The sequence below is a fragment of the Xanthomonas pisi DSM 18956 genome (assembly GCF_001010415.1).
GTDB classification, from domain to species: Bacteria; Pseudomonadota; Gammaproteobacteria; order Xanthomonadales; family Xanthomonadaceae; genus Xanthomonas; species Xanthomonas pisi.
Map to the genome: position 1 here is coordinate 15,241 of NZ_JPLE01000016.1, position 16,176 is coordinate 31,416.

General features: G+C 66.3%; 13 protein-coding genes and 1 other RNA gene. 5 read left to right on the top strand and 9 right to left on the bottom strand.

The window, feature by feature from the left end:
* Nucleotides 1-116: 116 nt before the first annotated feature.
* From Y887_RS03905 to lexA, 3 genes are read right to left on the bottom strand one after another with little or no spacing between them, the layout of a single operon-like run.
* Nucleotides 117-1,535, bottom strand: coding sequence for a Y-family DNA polymerase (locus Y887_RS03905; protein WP_046963107.1), 1,419 nt, complete (start codon nt 1,533-1,535; stop codon nt 117-119).
* Between the two features lie 9 nt (nt 1,536-1,544).
* Complete coding sequence (imuA, locus tag Y887_RS03910; RefSeq protein ID WP_046963108.1) at nt 1,545-2,198, bottom strand: translesion DNA synthesis-associated protein ImuA; 654 nt, start codon at nt 2,196-2,198, stop codon at nt 1,545-1,547.
* 1 nt (nt 2,199) lies between these two features.
* On the bottom strand, nt 2,200-2,805 hold the full coding sequence (gene lexA / locus Y887_RS03915) for a transcriptional repressor LexA (RefSeq protein WP_046963109.1): 606 nt from the start codon (nt 2,803-2,805) through the stop codon (nt 2,200-2,202).
* A 161-nt stretch (nt 2,806-2,966) separates the two neighbouring features.
* Here lexA and Y887_RS03920 point away from each other — a divergent pair, with 161 nt between their 5' ends.
* Entirely contained in the window at nt 2,967-3,188 is a 222-nt protein-coding gene (locus Y887_RS03920; protein WP_016849390.1) for an AbrB/MazE/SpoVT family DNA-binding domain-containing protein, read from the top strand.
* Nucleotides 3,189-3,196: 8 nt separating this feature from the next.
* On the top strand, nt 3,197-3,622 hold the full coding sequence (locus tag Y887_RS03925) for a type II toxin-antitoxin system death-on-curing family toxin (protein WP_046963226.1): 426 nt from the start codon (nt 3,197-3,199) through the stop codon (nt 3,620-3,622).
* A gap of 233 nt (nt 3,623-3,855) precedes the next feature.
* Here Y887_RS03925 and Y887_RS03930 read toward each other — a convergent pair whose 3' ends face one another.
* From Y887_RS03930 to Y887_RS03950, 6 genes are all read right to left on the bottom strand, one after another.
* Nucleotides 3,856-5,130: a jacalin-like lectin gene (locus Y887_RS03930; protein WP_084725918.1), complete on the bottom strand. Its 1,275-nt coding sequence runs from the start codon at nt 5,128-5,130 to the stop codon at nt 3,856-3,858.
* Nucleotides 5,122-5,197: non-coding RNA, sX9 sRNA (locus Y887_RS18590), on the bottom strand. The genes Y887_RS03930 and Y887_RS18590 overlap by 9 nt, the downstream gene beginning before the upstream one ends.
* Nucleotides 5,198-5,413: 216 nt before the next feature.
* On the bottom strand, nt 5,414-6,730 hold the full coding sequence (locus Y887_RS03935; RefSeq protein WP_046963110.1) for a histidine-type phosphatase: 1,317 nt from the start codon (nt 6,728-6,730) through the stop codon (nt 5,414-5,416).
* 275 nt (nt 6,731-7,005) lie between these two features.
* Entirely contained in the window at nt 7,006-9,906 is a 2,901-nt protein-coding gene (locus tag Y887_RS03940; RefSeq protein ID WP_046963111.1) for a TonB-dependent receptor, read from the bottom strand.
* 330 nt (nt 9,907-10,236) lie between these two features.
* A complete protein-coding gene (locus Y887_RS03945) occupies nt 10,237-11,334 on the bottom strand; it encodes a FecR family protein (RefSeq protein ID WP_046963112.1) in 1,098 nt (365 codons plus the stop codon).
* A complete protein-coding gene (locus Y887_RS03950; RefSeq protein WP_046963113.1) occupies nt 11,331-11,855 on the bottom strand; it encodes an RNA polymerase sigma factor in 525 nt (174 codons plus the stop codon). Before Y887_RS03950 ends, Y887_RS03945 begins: the two co-directional genes overlap by 4 nt.
* Nucleotides 11,856-12,136: 281 nt before the next feature.
* Between Y887_RS03950 and Y887_RS03955 the strand changes: the two genes are divergently transcribed.
* Genes Y887_RS03955 through Y887_RS03965 form a run of 3 tightly spaced genes read left to right on the top strand, consistent with a single transcriptional unit; the run spans nt 12,137 to nt 16,064 of the window.
* A complete protein-coding gene (locus tag Y887_RS03955) occupies nt 12,137-12,709 on the top strand; it encodes a (2Fe-2S)-binding protein (RefSeq protein WP_046963114.1) in 573 nt (190 codons plus the stop codon).
* Nucleotides 12,682-13,770, top strand: a complete 1,089-nt coding sequence (locus Y887_RS03960; protein ID WP_046963115.1) for an FAD binding domain-containing protein — start codon at nt 12,682-12,684, stop codon at nt 13,768-13,770. Before Y887_RS03955 ends, Y887_RS03960 begins: the two co-directional genes overlap by 28 nt.
* Nucleotides 13,767-16,064 (top strand): xanthine dehydrogenase family protein molybdopterin-binding subunit, encoded by a 2,298-nt coding sequence (locus tag Y887_RS03965; protein WP_046963116.1) that lies wholly within the window; start codon nt 13,767-13,769, stop codon nt 16,062-16,064. Before Y887_RS03960 ends, Y887_RS03965 begins: the two co-directional genes overlap by 4 nt.
* The last annotated feature ends 112 nt before the right edge of the window (nt 16,065-16,176 follow it).

Below are 16,176 nucleotides of genomic sequence, written 5' to 3' on the forward strand. Positions count from 1 at the left end.
CGGCAGATCGCCCGGTTGCAGCAGCCCCTTCGCATCATGGCATCGGCCGCTTGCGGCAGCGCTGCGATGACCGGCCAGGCACCCCACGCCCCACTCCGGCAGTGGCATCCGCCGGATCACGCAAACCACCCATGCAGCATCCAGCCATCCACACGGCCGGGGGCGGCGAACGCCCAGCCGCGCCGGCCGCGTGCGGTTTCCACCACGTAGTAATCGCGTCGCGCCTCGTCGTCGTCCCACCAACCGCTTTCCAGCCGTTCGGGACCGGAGACGATGCGCAGATGCGGATCGTGCAAAGGCACCGGCTGCGGCAGCAACCAGGTGGGCCGCGGCGGGCGTGGCGGCGCTGCGGCTTCGCGCACTGCATCGCCGATGGCGCGACGCCAGGCGCGTTCCGGGCGCGGGTCGTCGGCCGGCAGCACGCGGTACACCGCCTCATCGCCCAGGCGCGCACGCAGCCGCTCGCGCAGTTGCGGCCAGTCCACCGACTGCTGCGCACGCTGGTCGAACAAGTCGCGCATCGCCGGCACGAACGGTGGCAGCTGGCGCGCCAACAGCCGCATCGCCACCACCGGCCGCGGAATTTCCGCCCGCTCCAGCCGGTTACGGGCCAGCTCGAACAACAACGTGGGCGCACGCTCCGGCGTCAGCAGGCCGATCTCGACATCGGTGACGCCTTGTTCGTGCTCCAGACGCAGCAAAAAACGTTGCACGCCGCCATCGCGGATGGACAGATACGTGCACAGATCGCCGATCAACCGGCGCAGCGGGAACAGCAGGGCCGGATGGGTTTCCACCTCGTAGCCCAGCTCCACGCGTTGGTCGAAGTGGTCCGGGGGTGCGTAGCACTCCAGCGTGTCATCGACGCTGCCGTAGAGGCGGTCCAGATGATCGAGCAGGCCCGCACCGAAGCGCCGCTGCAGCCCGTCGCGCGGCAAGCCGCGTACCGCAGCAAGCGTGCGCACGCCCATGTGCTGCAGACGCTCGCCGGCATCGCCCGGCAAGGCGGCCCGGCGCACCGGCACCTTGTCCAGGGTGCTGTGCAAGGCCGGCATCTGGGTCAGCACCATGCCATCGCGCAGCCCGGCCAATACGCGCGCCGCGCGTGGGGTGGGCGCCAGTGCAAGCCGGTGCTGGAAACCCAATGACTGCAACTCGTCGCGCAGGCGTCGCTCGAAACGCGGCCACGGACCGAACAGACGAAAACTCGCACCGGCCTCCAGCACGATGGCGCGCGACCATTGCTGGCTCACCAACGAACTGTGCCGGTACGCCCAGGCCGCAAGAAATCGTTGGGTACGCGCTTCGTTCTGCGCGTCGTAATCGACCGTGCGCACCTGTGCCATCAGGGCGTGCGCCGCAGACAGGCGCATGCCCGGTTTCAAGCCCGCAGCGGCAGCGGCAGGATTGGCCGAGTGCAGGCTGCGCAGTTGCGCCGGCCCCTGCACCAGCACCAGCGGCGCGTCCGGCTCTTCAAGCCGCCGTAGAACGGCGTCCAGTGCCAGCTGCGGCAATAAGATGCAGGCCCACAACATGCGCGCGGCTCAATGCGCCAGCCGCAACGGCTGCGAAGGCACCTGGCCGCCGCGGCACTTGCGCACCTGCCATGCATCGCGCTCGGGCAGGAATTCCAGCCGCAAGGCCGCCGGCGATGCATTGACCGCATGCCGACGATCGCGCAACGCGAACGCGCAGCAATTGCCGCTGTCGGCCGCCACCTGCAGCCGCCGCAAGGCGCGCGCATCGCCGGTTTGCGGCCACCCCAGCACTGCGGCGCAGGCGCCGCTGCGCAGGCACTGTTCGAATGCCCACAGGGCGTCGCGCGGCTCGGACTGCACCACTTCCAGATGTTCCAGCACCACCCCGCCCGCCTGCCAGGCCGGTGCGTACGGGATGAAGGGCGGTGCCACCAGCACCACCCGGCTGCTGGCGCCGGTCATCCGCGCCAACGTGGGCAGCAACAAGGCGATTTCGCCGATGCCATGGGCGGGCAACAGCAACTCGGTGAGCGCACGCCGCGGCCAGCCGGCATCGGGCAGCAGCGCATCCAGTGCCGCATGCCCGGTGGATTCGCCGCCATGGGCGATGGCGGTGCCACGACCCGCGCGCCACACCGTGCGTGCGGCCAGCAGGGCGTCCAGCGGCAGGGCGACTGCCGCGTTGCCGTCCTGCCTGATGCGCGCGGGCTCCTGGCTCATCTCAACCCTGCCGGATCAGACCGCAGTACAGTCCTTCGATCGCGAAGTCGGCATCGGCCGCCACTACGATCGGCGCGTGCGCGCGGTTGCGCGGCAACAGGCGGATGCGTTCGGCACCGCGCTCCAGCCGCTTGATGGTGATTTCGCCATCCACCCGCGCCACCACGATCTGCCCATCGCGCGCCTCGCTGCTTCGATGCACGCCGACCAGATCGCCGTCCAGGATGCCGTCGTCGATCATCGAATCGCCTTGCACCTGCAGCAGATAGTCCGGGCGCAACGAGAACAGCGTACGGTCCAGCCACAACTGCCGGTCCAGGCCGATATCCGCCCCGATCGGCACACCGGCCGCCACCCGGCCCAGCACCGGCAAGGCCAGCAAGGCATCGCGCGCGGCCCCGCCCGGCATGCGGATGCCACGCTTCTGATTGGGCAGCAGCTCGATCAACCCGGCCTCGGCCAGCCCCTGCACGTGCTTCTGCGCGGCATTGCGCGAGGCGAACCCGAACGCCTGCGCAATCTCGGCCAGGCTGGGAGATACCCCTGCACGGGCCTGTTCCTGCAGGAAAGCCAGCACCGCCTGACGCTTGGGGGAGAGAGATTCCATGGGAGTGCAACGGCCGGCCGGGACAAGGTGTACATTTGTACACCTGTCGGTCGCAGCAGGCGAGATCGGCCCATGCAGGTTGCTGAGCCGCTTCAGCCAGGACGGGCTTGTGATCGGCTGGAGACGGAGTTATAACTTACGTACTAACGAAGGCGTCGACCATGAAGCTCAAGATCACCTCCATCGGCAATTCCGCTGGCGTCATCCTGCCCAAGGAACTGCTCGCCCGCCTGCGCCTGGGCAAGGGCGACGAACTCTATGCACTGGAAACGCCCGACGGCATCAAGCTGACCGCATTCGACCCGACCCTGGCCGCGCAGATGGATGTGGCCGAGCAGGTGATGCGCGAGGACCGTCAGGTGCTGAACAAGCTGGCCAAATGAACACGCGCATGGTCGTGTGGATCACGCGCGTGCTTGCTCTGGCCATCCACGAACGTCAATTGAGCGAACACGGTGGCGCTGCTGGCATCCGCGATGAGGCCTTGCTGGACTCGGCGCTGGCCCGTCCACAGCAGCTGTTTTCTTATGGCGATCCCCCGCCCGATCTGGTGCAGTTGACTGCCAGCCTTGCCTACGGGCTGGCACGCAATCACCCGTTTGTAGATGGCAACAAGCGTACCGCCCATGTCTGCTACCGCGTTTTTCTCGTGCTCAATGGTGCCGAGCTCATGGCCTCGCAGGAAGAGAAGTATGTCGCCATGATGGGATTGGCCGATGGCGCATGGAGCGAAGCGGAGTTTGCCCAATGGTTGCGTCCACGGGTGCGCTTGCGTGCCGATACGCATGTGCACGAACCCCGCGGGCATTACGGTTGATGCATTGCGTCGCCCCGCCGACGAATTATCGCGGAGCATCAGCAATTGCGCAGGATACCTACGTTCTGATCCGCACAACGTGGCGGCTGCACGGATGTTTCAACGCGCCGCCAGATTCAATGCTGCGTGGATTGCCGTTTTAGCAGAGAGGCCATCCATGGCCGTGCGTCGCTGCTTTGCAACTCACGCCGCAGACTGCGAGGGGTCTGAGTGGCTGCTAGTCCGCAATGCCCTCAGTCCTTCGCATACACCACCCCCAGCTTGTCGATCTCCTCACCCGCGCGGCCGGTGAAACCGGCGATATGCCAGCCGCTGGGAGCGGTCAGCGTGTAGCTCTCGCTGGTCGGGCTGCCCACCTGCACGCTGCGGCCTTTGTTGGTGCGCAGGCTCAGCGAGAACAGGCGGGTGCGGTCGTTGTACTTGCCCACGGTGAAGGTGGCCGAGGACAGCGTTTCGTTGGCCCCCAGCGACAGTGTGGTCGCCTGCCCGCCGCTGCCGCCATGCGCGAGCAGCTTGCCGCTGTCCAGGATCACGCCGACGCCATCCAGGCGCGCACCGCCGCGCAGGGTCACGCCACTGAGCGGACGCACGCCAGGGTCGCCGGCCAGATCGTTGAACGGAACGCCATGCGGACCACCGAACTGGTCGCTGGTGCGCAATCGGTCGCCCACGGCCCATCCGAATTGCGCATGCAGCGGGTAGTGGTCGGACAGCGGCTTGCCGGCGCTGTCATAGAAGCCGCCGCCATCGAGCTGGTAACGGTTGGCCACCAGGGTCAATTGCGGCGCGTCGCGGTACAGGATCTTGTCGACCACTTCGCAGCTATTGGTCGGCGGCGTGCCGCACAACAGCGGTGCGGCGCCGGCCGCCGGTGCTGCGCCCTTGATCAGCTCCACCCACGGATCGGTCAAACCGTTGGAGGCGATCAACTCGCGGATGTTGTCGTCGCTGCGGGTGTAGCGCGTATTGGAATCCATCATCACCAGCACCGCATTGCCGGCCGACCAGGTCTGGATGAACTGCGAGAGCTGGCCGATATTGGCGCGACGTGCAGACAGGTCGCCCGCTTCGACCCCGGCATTGGGGTGCGCGTTGTAGACGTCCAGCAACACGCCGTCGGCCAGGCGCACGCGCATGTAACTGAAACCCTTCGGGGTCAGGCAGTCGGTGCCGTTGCACTGGTTCCACTTGACCCGGGTGAAGTCGTTGAAGGGATAGTTGCTGAGCGTGTTGAGCCCGTCGCCGAACGCGGCACCGCCACTGGTGGCAGTGCGGTAGGGATGCGCGTCGCCGGCGTACAGCGTGGCGTGGTAGTTGAAGTCTTCCTGCACGTTGACCAGCCCGTAAGGCGCCAGTTTCGGTGCGAGCAGTGCGGTGTTGGTGGCCGGCGTTCCGCTGGACAGGCCTTCGGGCAGGCCGGCGACGTTGTAGGTCAGTACGTTGAGTACGCCGACGTCCGTTTGCGCCTGGGCGACGCCTGCGCAGGCAAGTGTGAGAGCAGCTAACAAAACGTAGCGAGCGGTTGTCAGGTGGGTGCGGACGGCGCGGAGGAACCGCAGTGTACGAGTGGTACATGAGGATTCCGAGCACCGGCCGCGCCCGCCTGGCGAACGCGCAGTAGTTTTGGTAGTTGCTCTCAGAGTGATTGCGAGACTGACGAGAGTACGTCGCTGGTGGAGCATAAATCGCCTCTTGCAGTGATGAGAAACAGCGGCTGGCACGGTGGCCAGGGAAACGGCGCCGATGCGCCGATGCAACCACACGCGCCGGTCGCGGCCGGCGCGCGCGGCGTCATTCGCTCAGGTAATGCGGGTCGATCGCGGCGTAGATCAATGTCGCCAAGGTTGGCAGCGGGCAGTCGTACTCCGGGGTGGCGCTGCTGCAGCCGGGAATGAACACTGGCGATGACGGCGGCGGCGCCTGCGGTGTCAGTGCACGGCGTTCGCGCAGTTGCGCCAGCGTCTGCGCGGTGTAGCGCAGGCGGATCACGCGCAGCCCATCGGCACGCCGCCAGCGCTCGAATACCAAGGCGCCGCCAGGCACGGTCTGGTCGGGTTGGTAACCGGGCAATTGCCAATGCAGATCGAACATGCCGGCCAGCAAGGTCAGCGTGCCGTCGTGACCGGACAGCACCACCAGCCGTGCATCGCCACCGATCGGCGTGGCCTGCGGTGGATTGCGATTGCCACTGGTAACACTGCCTTGCTGCAGCGTCGCCAGCAGCCGCGCCGCCAACGGCGTACTGGCCATGCGCGCAACCGTCGGCGCACGCAGGCGCAGCGCGAACTCGGCCTGATGCGGGGCGAACGCGCGCAGCAGACTGGCTTCGTCCACGCCTTGCCATCCCAACGCGGCAAAGTCCTGGCCGTCGGCCCAGCCCATCAACAGGCTTTCGCTGATGCCGGAAGCTGCCGGTGCCGGGCCTTCGACACCGGCGATTCCGTCGTGGGCAGCGCCCATGCCTGCGGGCACCGCATCCAGGCGTTGCTTGCCGGCACCGGCCTGGGTCGGGCACGGCCGCTGCGCGCATTGCAGCAACAGTTGCTGCAAGCTGTCGATCGCATCGCGTTGCGCCGCATTCCAGGCGACCACATCGCCGCCGACGCGGCCGGCGATGGCCGCGCGCATCAATGCCGCCGCAGCGGGTTGTCGCAATGCCGGCGCGCCGTCGAACAGTGGATCGGACGCGTCATCGGCCACGTGGTGCACCGTGTTCGTGCACCCCGGGGTGAGCGTACTTGCCAACGCACGCGCCGAGGCGATGGTGCGCTGGGTGCGATTGGCCCAGTAGTAGACATTGGCGCAGCCATCGTCATCGAACAGACCCAACGGCGTATAACGGGCGCGGTAATAGGCACCGAATAATGCCTCCAGACGCGCACCGTTTGCGGTCAGGTGGCCGGCCGGCACATCGAAGCGTGGCCAGGGACGTGCGGAATAGCGACCCAGTTGCTCCGGGCTGGACATCGCCGCACGCACGCCGTGGCGTTTGAGGATGACGACTTTCTCAAGCGTCTCCGACGTGGTGGCGGCAGGCGCGACCGGCGTAGCCAGGCCAGCCACGATCAAGACAAAAAAACCGATACAGCTACGAAGCAGTAATGACATGAGTGATCTCAACACGTGATGCAGGTGCTGCACACCGCGATACGAAGCGATGTGCGGCTGGCAACAGCGCCATAGCCGAAGCCATGGCCCTTGCAGATGGCGCCTTGCGGCAAGGCGCCCGGTGGCGGCATTGGCTGCCGCCAACAAACTGGATCGGCGATCACGACGGCTGCGCTCGTCGCAAGGCCTCCGTGGCGGCATGTCACCCGCAAGCGCAGCGCCTCCGATGCACGCCGCACGTCGCTGACAACTGCTCGTCAGCTCTCCAGCCCTTTTCAAAACCGCGCGCGTAACCCCAGCGACCAGGTGCGGCCGTAGTCGGTATAGCCGCCGAACAGGTGATCGCCAACGAACTGGCGCTGCACTTCGCCAGTGAGGTTGATCGCGTTGACGAACACCGACAGCGTGTCGTTGACCTTGTAGGCGACATTGGCATCCAGGCTGCCGAACTGGTCGCTGTTGAGCGTGGCCACATTGGCGGTGCCCACCGCGTTGAGGATGTCGTCGCTCCAGCTGTAGCTGACGCGCGCCATCAACGGCCCCTTCTCGTAGAACAGCACGGCGTTGTAGGTGTTCCTGGCCACGCCTTCCAGGCTGTCGGTGAAGCTGCTGGTGCCGTCGTGATAGGTCGCCTTGCTGTCGGTCCAGGTGTAGTTGAGCTGCATGCCCAGGCCGTCCAGCGGCGACGGCAGGCCGCTGAAGACCTGCTGATACGCCACTTCCGCGCCTTGCACCATCGCCTTGCTGCCGTTGGTCTTGGACGACAGCAGATAGGTCTGGCCCTGGTAGACCAGGTTGGACATCTGGGTCTGGATGAAGCTGGAGATATCCTTGTAGAACAGACCTCCGGTCAGTGCCGAGGTGCCGTCGATGTACCACTCGAAGGTCAGGTCGTACTGCCATGCCTCGAACGGCTGCAGCGCAGGGTTGCCGCCGCTGGCGGTGAGGCGTTCGCCACTGGAATTGAAGGTCAGCTTGGACGACAGATCGGTGAGGTCCGGGCGCGTGATCACCTTGGCCGCGGAAGTCCGCAGCACCATGTCCTCGCGCACATCCCAGGCCGCGTTGAACGACGGCAGCACATTGGTATAGCTGCGCTCGAAATGCACCGGCTGTGCGCTGCCGTTGACATCGGCATGGCCATCGGTGGCCTGCTCGGTGCGCACCACGCGCGCGCCGACATTACCGCGCAGTTCCCGGCCCGCCAGCTGGGTGGCGAAGTTGCTCATCGCGTACGCCGAGGCAATCTTTTCCTGCACCTCGTAGGAATTCTGCAGGTCGGCGCTGTTGGGCGTGTTGCTTAGATCGGCGCTGGTCGGCCAATTGCCCCAGAACGCGGATTCGATCGGCGCCAGCCATTGCCGCGGCAGTTTGCCGTTGGCGTCCGACAGCATGTCGCCCACCGGCAACGCGGTGAAATAGCTGCCCGGGAAACGTACCCCGGCAATGCTGTTGAGCAGCAGGTCGGCGCGATCGTAGGTGCGCGAGCGCTGGCGGTACTTGGCGCCCACCTTGAAGTCGCGAAAGAAGCTGCCGTCGAGTGTGCGCCTGGCATCGAACTGCAGCGCGTCTTCCTTGTCGCGCGCATCGATCTCGCGCCATTCCAGCCGGCGCCCTGCCACGGTGGCCGGGTTGCTCGGATCGAAGCCGTTGGTGAAGCTCCAGTCCGGTACGTTGTCGCCGTCGGCTTGCGGCATGTCCACGCGCATCGACAGGTTGGTGCCGCTGCGCAGACGGGTGCGCCGGATCGGATCGGAGTCGTAGCTGTGCGCCTGCGAGTGGAACGCCACTGCGCCAAGCGTCCACTGGTCGCCGCTCCAGGTGCTGGACAGGCGTGCGCTGCGATTGTCGTCGGTGATGCCGGAGGTCTCGCGCGAGATCTGCACCTGGCCGTTGCGATAATCGAAGCCGGTGATACCGCCGTTTTGCACCCGCAGATTGCTCAGCTTGGCCAGGCTGTCGAAGCCCACGCCCATGCTGTATTCGTCGTAATGCACGGTCTGCCTGGCGTAGAGCAGATCCAGGTTGGTCTCCCACGCCTCGCTGGGCTTCCATTGCAGCGAGGCCGCCACGCCGGTGCGCTCGCGCTCTTCCAGTTCCAGCGTCGGGCGCAGGCCGGTCGGCACATAATTGGCACCGGGCACACCCGGCACGCCGTTGAGGTAATAGTCCCAGCTCACCTCGTTGACGCGGTCCTGGCGCAGCGTACGTTGCGCATACGCGCCGGAAATCAGCATGCCGAAGGTGCCTTCGGCATTGACCCAGTTGAACAGCCCGGAGACGCGCGGATCGTTAGCCTGGGTGCGCTGGGCCTGGCTGGATTCCAGCGATACGTTGGTCAGTGTCTTGCCCAGCTCCAGCGGGCGGAATGTACGCACGTTGACGATGCCGCCGATGGCGCCTTCGTCCAGGTCGGCGGTGGGGCTCTTGATCACGTCCAGCCCGGAGACCAGTTCGGCCGGCAGCGTGTCGTAGCGGAACTGCCGCCCGGTCTGGCCGGAGGTGCGCACGTTCTCGTTGACCGCCATGGTCTGGCCGTTGAGCGTGGTGACCTGGAAATTCGGGCCCAGGCCGCGCACGCGCACGTACACGCCTTCGCCGCGGTCGCGCACGATCGACACGCCGGGCACGCGCTGCAGCGCCTCGGCCACGTTCTGTGCCGGCAACTTGCCGATGTCTTCTGCGGCAATCACATCCACCACGCTGTCGGCGTAGCGTTTCTGGCGCAACGCAGCGCTGAGGCTGCCGGCGTAACTGCCGAGTACCTGGATGCTGTCCAGCTCCTGCACCGGTGCGTCTGCGCGCGGTACTGGCGCATTCGCCACGGCCGCCGACGTCGCGGACAGCTGGGCCTGCGCGCCAGCCGGGTCCTGCGCCGTTTCGATGGTCACCGTGGTCGGGTTCAGATAGCGATAGCGCAGGCCGGTACCGGCAAGCAACTGCTGCAACGCCTGTTCTGGTGCGATGCCGGCAGTGGTGGCACGGGTCTGCGGGTTGCCCGCAACGCCTGCCGCATACACGAATTGCAGGCCGGTCTGACGCGACAAGGCATTGAGTGCCCGTGCCAGGGGTTGTGCGGGAATCGCATCGACCGACACCGCCGCAGGCGTGGTCTGGGCACCGGCAGTACCGGCATGCAACGCGAGAGCAATCGAAAGAACCAACGTACGACGCATCGTGGAATCCAGTAGGGGAGGAAGCAATGCGCAGCGCCACGCACAGGCGGGAATGCTGCGTTGTACCCGGACTACGAGGGACGACAGCGACGATCGGGCACCGCTTTTTGATGAATTTTCTGTGACACGTGGGCGCCGGTAGCGCACATGCAAGCGGGCGTACCATGCTGCCTGCACGATGCGGGTGCATCTGCACGCGTGCGCACGCCGGCCGGTCGCCAAAGGGTCATGGCTGATGTCAGAGCGCGGCACGCACACGATGCCGCCCACCGTCACTGCCCATGTCGGAGACGTCACCTGGCAGTGAAGGTGTCATTCACGCTACGGTCGTCAGCGCGCGGCGGCGCCCTGCGCTGGCGTGCTGCTCACGCGCAGAACGCCCGGCGCATCGACCACGCGCAGGTCGGGTTGATCGTCGAGAAACGCGCGCAGCGAGGCGACATCGTCGCCGCGCAGGTTGCCGGTGAGCCGCAACGCGCCGGCGGCGGCATCGTCGATGAGCAGGCGGGTGCGATTGAGCCGATTGAAATCCTCGGCCACGGTGGCCAGCGGCACATCGCGGAACACGATGCGCCGCTGCCACCACGCATGCATCGCGGCGACATCCTCGCTGGACACTTCGACCCGGCCGGACACCGCGTCGATCCGTGCGCTCTGCCCGGCACCCAGGTTTGCCAGCATCGGCTGCCGCTTGCGGTCTTCGCGCCACACGTGCACGCGCCCCTCGGTGACCTCGATGCGTGCCTGCTGCCGATACAACGCGATATCGAAGGTGGTGCCGATATCTTCCACACGCAGGCAACCGGCATACACCTGCAACCGACGGCGGTCCCGGGCCACTTCGAAGCTGGCCTGACCCTGCAGCAATTGCAGGCGACGGCTCCACGGCGTCATGGTCGCACGCACGCTGCTGAGCGCATTCAGATGCACCACGCTGCGGTCGGCCAGTTGCACACGGCGCTGCTCGCCATGCGCGGTGGCATAGGTCTGGGTGCGCGGCCAGGCCCAGCCGGTCAAGACCGCCACGCCGCACAACGCCGCAGCCAGGCCCAGGCTCCAGCCACGTCCACGCACGCCGCGCTGGCCATCGTGACGGCCCGCAGGCGCCACGTGCCGAGGCGGTCGTGGTTGCGGCAATCGGGACGGCAACGGCAACGCGATCACATTGGGCGAGGCTGCAGCCGCACGCGTGCGGCGATCGCCCTCGAGCAAGGCCTCCACATCCAGCTCCATGCCACGCAAGACATCGCCCAGCTCGCCGGCGACGCGCAGCACGGCCATGTACTCGCGCACATGCAGCGGCGATGCGGTCAGCCATTGCATGAAGCTGGCTTGCTGCTGCGCATCCAGCGCCTGCATGCGGTGCAGTGCATGCCAGTGCGCGGCTTCGCCGGCAGCGCTGCGGGTGGCCAGAATGCGCGTGCTCACCAGCTCTCCCCGCTGTCGGCAACTGCCTGCCTGCAAGCCGACAACCCACGCACCACATGTTTTTTGACCATGTGCGCAGACACGCCCATGCGCTCGGCGATCTGCTTATAGCTGAGTCCATCGCGGTACTGCATCACCAGCACCGCGCAGGTGCGCTGCGGCAAGGTCGCCAGCAAGGCCTGCAGACGTTGCTGGCGCTGCTGACGGTGCGCGGCATCTTCCACATCCTCGCCGGCGGCCAGCAACTGCGAAAACTGTTCCATTTCTTCGATCTGCAACGGCGCCTGCTTGCGACGCACCGCCTGCTCGCGCGCAAGATTCAGCGCCACCGTGTACAGATAGGCTTCCGGGTTGGCGATTCCCTCGCCCTGGTCCTGCTGCGCACGCAACAGGCGGAGATAGGTTTCCTGCACCAGGTCCTCGGCGTCTTCCTTGGCGCCGCGGCGCACAAAGAAACCGCGCAGCACCGATCCGTGCTGCGTGAACACCTGGGTCCACGCGCGGGTGGCAGTGGCTTTCATCGTGCGCGCTCCCCTTGCGCTGGGCGGGCTAGCCTGGCCAATTCAGGTGACACCACGATGACGCACGACGCATGCCTGCCTGCACTGCAGGCCGCTGCGTTGCGCAACCGATCGCCCATCGCGCGACACTGCAATGCGCTCAAGCGAACGCCACAGCGCTGCTGTTTGTCCGCGCAAGCGCGATCGCAGCATCGCTACATCTACACCGTCCCTACACCGCACCTTGACCCTGCGAGGGTCAAGGTGAGGGTCCTCCTCCCAGCCATCGCCACGGGGTTCGCATGAATGCCACGCCCGCCATTGCCGATCACACGGCGCCGGCCGCCGCCGCTGCGCCGACCTACCCGGTCAACCTGCGCATCAACGGTCAGCCTTATCAGTTGCAACTGGAAGCCTGGGTCAGCCTGCTCGATCTGCTGCGCGACCGGCTCGATCTCACCGGCAGCAAGAAGGGCTGCGATCACGGCCAGTGCGGTGCATGCACGGTGCTGGTCGACGGCCGCCGCATCAATAGCTGCCTGACGCTTGCGGTCATGCAGGACGGCGCCGACATCACCACCGTCGAAGGCCTGGCCGATGGTGAGCAACTGCATCCCCTGCAGCGCGCCTTCATCGCGCACGATGCATTCCAGTGCGGATACTGCACGCCGGGCCAGTTGTGTTCGGCGGTCGGTCTGCTCAAGGAAGGCAAGGCGCACGACCGCGACCAGGTGCGTGAACTGATGAGCGGCAATCTGTGCCGCTGCGGTGCGTATCCGCAGATCACCGATGCGGTGATGGAGGTGATGGGCAAGCGCGGCGACAGCAGCGACAGCGCTGCCACGCCGTGGACGCCCGGGACGGTGCCGGCATGATCCCGCTCAGCTACGCACGCCCGGACAGCGTGGATGCCGCGCTCGCTGCCATTGCATCGCGCGGCGACGACCCGCATCCGGTACCGTCGGATGCGCCCGTGCGGCTGATCGCCGGCGGCACCAACCTCACCGATTTGATGAAGCTGCAACTGATGCGACCCAGCAGCCTAGTCGACATCAATCGCCTGCCGCTGGACAGCATCAGCGCGTTGCCGGAGGGCGGCGTGCGCCTGGGCGCGCTCGCGCGCAACGCCGACACTGCGTATCACCCGGACGTCGAAACGCGCTACCCGTTGCTGAGCGCGGCGATCCTGGCCGGCGCCTCGCCGCAGATCCGCAACATGGCCAGCAACGGCGGCAACCTGTTGCAACGCACGCGCTGCATGTACTTCTACGACCACGCCACACCTTGCAACAAGCGTGCACCGGGCAGCGGGTGTTCGGCCATTGGCGGGTTGACCAAATACAACGCCATCCTCGGCACCAGCGCACACTGCATCGCCACGCATCCGTCGGATATGTGCGTGGCCCTGGCGGCGCTGGACGCGGTGGTGCATGTGCAGGGCCCGCAAGGCGAGCGCGACATTGCATTTGCCGATTTTCATCGGTTGCCTGGCGATCATCCGGAACTGGACAGCACGCTGGCGCCGGACGAACTGATCGTGCATATCGATCTGCCCGACGCGCAGCGGTTTGTCGCGCACAGCGCTTATCTGAAGATCCGCGAGCGTCTGTCGTATGCGTTTGCGCTGGTGTCGGTGGCTGCCGCGCTCGACCTGAAGGACGACGGCAGCATCGGCGAGGTGCGCGTTGCCCTCGGCGGGGGGGCGCACAAGCCGTGGCGCAATCCCGACGCAGAAGCGCAGCTGGTGGGGTCGCCCGCCACTGCGGACACTTTTGCGCGTCTGGCAGACGCCCTGCTGCAAGGCGCACAGGCGCAGGGCGAAAACGCCTTCAAGCTGCCGTTGGCACGCCGCGCCATCGTGCGCGCACTGGAGGTCGCGCGCGAGGGCACCACCGACAACCGCGGGCGCACCACTGCGCTGGAGGAATCCCCATGAACGCACGCAGCACGGATCTATCCAACCGCCAATTGACGCCACCGGTCGCCGATCCAGGCACCGGCTTTCGCCCTACCGGCACCGCTGTGCCGCGTATCGACGGACGTGCGAAAGTCACCGGCCAGGCGCGCTATGCCGCCGAGTGGCCGGTGCCGGACCTCGCCTATGGCGTGGTGGTCAACAGCAGCATCGCCAAGGGCGAGATCGTCGCCTTCCATCTTGCTGCCGCGCGTGCGGTGCCCGGCGTGCTGGAGATCGTCACCCATGAAAACCGCCCGCATATGCGCGGCATGGACGTGTTCTACAAGGACATGACCGCACCGGCCGGCTCGCCGTTCCGGCCCCTGTACGACAACAAGATCCTGTACAGCGGCCAGCCGATCGCCCTGGTGGTGGCCGACACTTTTGAAGCGGCGCGCCACGCGGCCCACCTGGTGGAAGTGGAACTGCTGCAGGATCCGCACGACACCAACCTGATGACCAACCTGGACCGTGCGCACAAGCCCAAGGCCATGAAGGCCGGTTTCTCGCCGCCGCCCAAGGACAAGGGCGAGCCGGACACCGCCTTTGCCAATGCCGCTGTCCAGGTGCAGGCCGACTACTACAGCGGCGTGGAACACCACAATCCGATGGAGTTGTTCGCCTCGACCGTGATCCGCGAGGAAGACGGCCACTTCACCATCTACGACAAGACCCAGGGCTCTCAGAACAGCCGTTGGTACGTCTCGCATGTATTCGGCCTGAGCAAGCGCAAGGTCACCGTGCGCAATCCATACGTGGGCGGTGCCTTCGGCTCCGGGCTGCGACCGCAGTATCAGTTGCCGCTGGCGGTGATGGCTTCGATCCTGCTGGACCGTTCGGTGCGCGTGGTGCTGACACGGCAACAGATGTTCACCTTCGGCCACCGCCCGGAAACCGTGCAGCGGCTCAAGCTCGGCGCCGACCGCGATGGCAGCTTGCGTGCCATCTGGCACGAGGCCATCGCCGAAACCTCGCGCATCGAGGACTACGTCGAGGTCGTGGTCAACTGGAGCGGGCAGCTATATGCCTGCGACAACGTGCATTTGGGCTACAACCTGGTCAGCCTGGACCAGTACAGCCCGATGGACATGCGCGCGCCCGGCGCGACCCATGGCATGCATGCGCTGGAAGTGGCGATGGACGAGTTGGCCTACGAGGTGGGCATCGATCCGCTGGCGCTGCGCTTGAAGAATTACGCCGAGGTCAATCCTGCCGACGACAAGCCGTTTTCCAGCAAGGCCTTGCGCGCGTGTTACCAGCAAGGTGCAGAGCGCTTTGGCTGGGCAAACCGCCCGCCGCAGCCGCGCGCGCGCAAGGAAGGCCGCGAGTGGGTCGGCTGGGGCATGGCCACCGGTCAATGGGATGCGATGCAGATGTTTGCGCGCGCCCATGCGGTATTGCATGCCGATGGTCGACTGGTGGTGAGCAGTGCCGCCAGCGACATCGGCACCGGCACCTACACAGTGATGGCGATGATCGCTGCCGAAGCGCTGGGCCTGCCACTGGAACAGGTGACCTTCCAGCTCGGCGACTCCACCTTGCCTGTCGCGCCCATCGAAGGCGGCTCCTCGCATGTCGCCACGATCGGCTCGGCGGTGGATGGGGTGTGCGGCAAATTGCGCACGCGGCTGCTGCGCCTGGCCCAGGCCTTGCCCGATTCGCGCTTTGCCCGGGTCAAACTGGACGATGTGGTCTTTGCCGACGGCACGCTTGCGCTGCGTGCCGATGCCAGCAGCGCGGTTGCATTGCCTGAGTTGCTGCGCGCGGCTGAACTGGAGCAGATCGAAGACAAGTTCCTGCTGCTGCCCAATGTGCTCAAGCAGCGCAAATACACCCGCGCCACGCACGGGGCGGTGTTTGTGGAGGTTCGCGTGGACGAAGAACTGGGCACCGTGCGAGTGATGCGGGTGGTCAGTGCGATTGCCGCAGGGCGCATCCTCAATCCGACCACTGCGCGCAGCCAGATCGTGGGCGGTGTGGTCTGGGGTATCGGCCAGGCCCTGCACGAACACACCCAGGCCGATCACCGCTTCGGCCGCTTCATGAATCACGATCTGGCGCAGTACCACGTCTGCGCCAATGCCGACATCCATGACATCGACGTGATCTTTGCCGACGAAGACGACCGCGTGGTCAGCAGCCTGGGGGCCAAAGGTGTGGGCGAGATCGGCCAGGTGGGCGTGTCGGCAGCCATCTGCAACGCCATCTTCCACGCTACCGGCAAGCGCATCCGCAGCACGCCGATGTCGCCGGACAAGGTGATGGCGGACTGAGCGCGCGACGGCGGGATCGGCGGATCCCGCAGTGCGATGCAATGGCATCTGGTGAGCGGCCCGGCATCGCACGATGTCGGGCCGAAAACCATTGCGGCCGGACCGGTTGGGG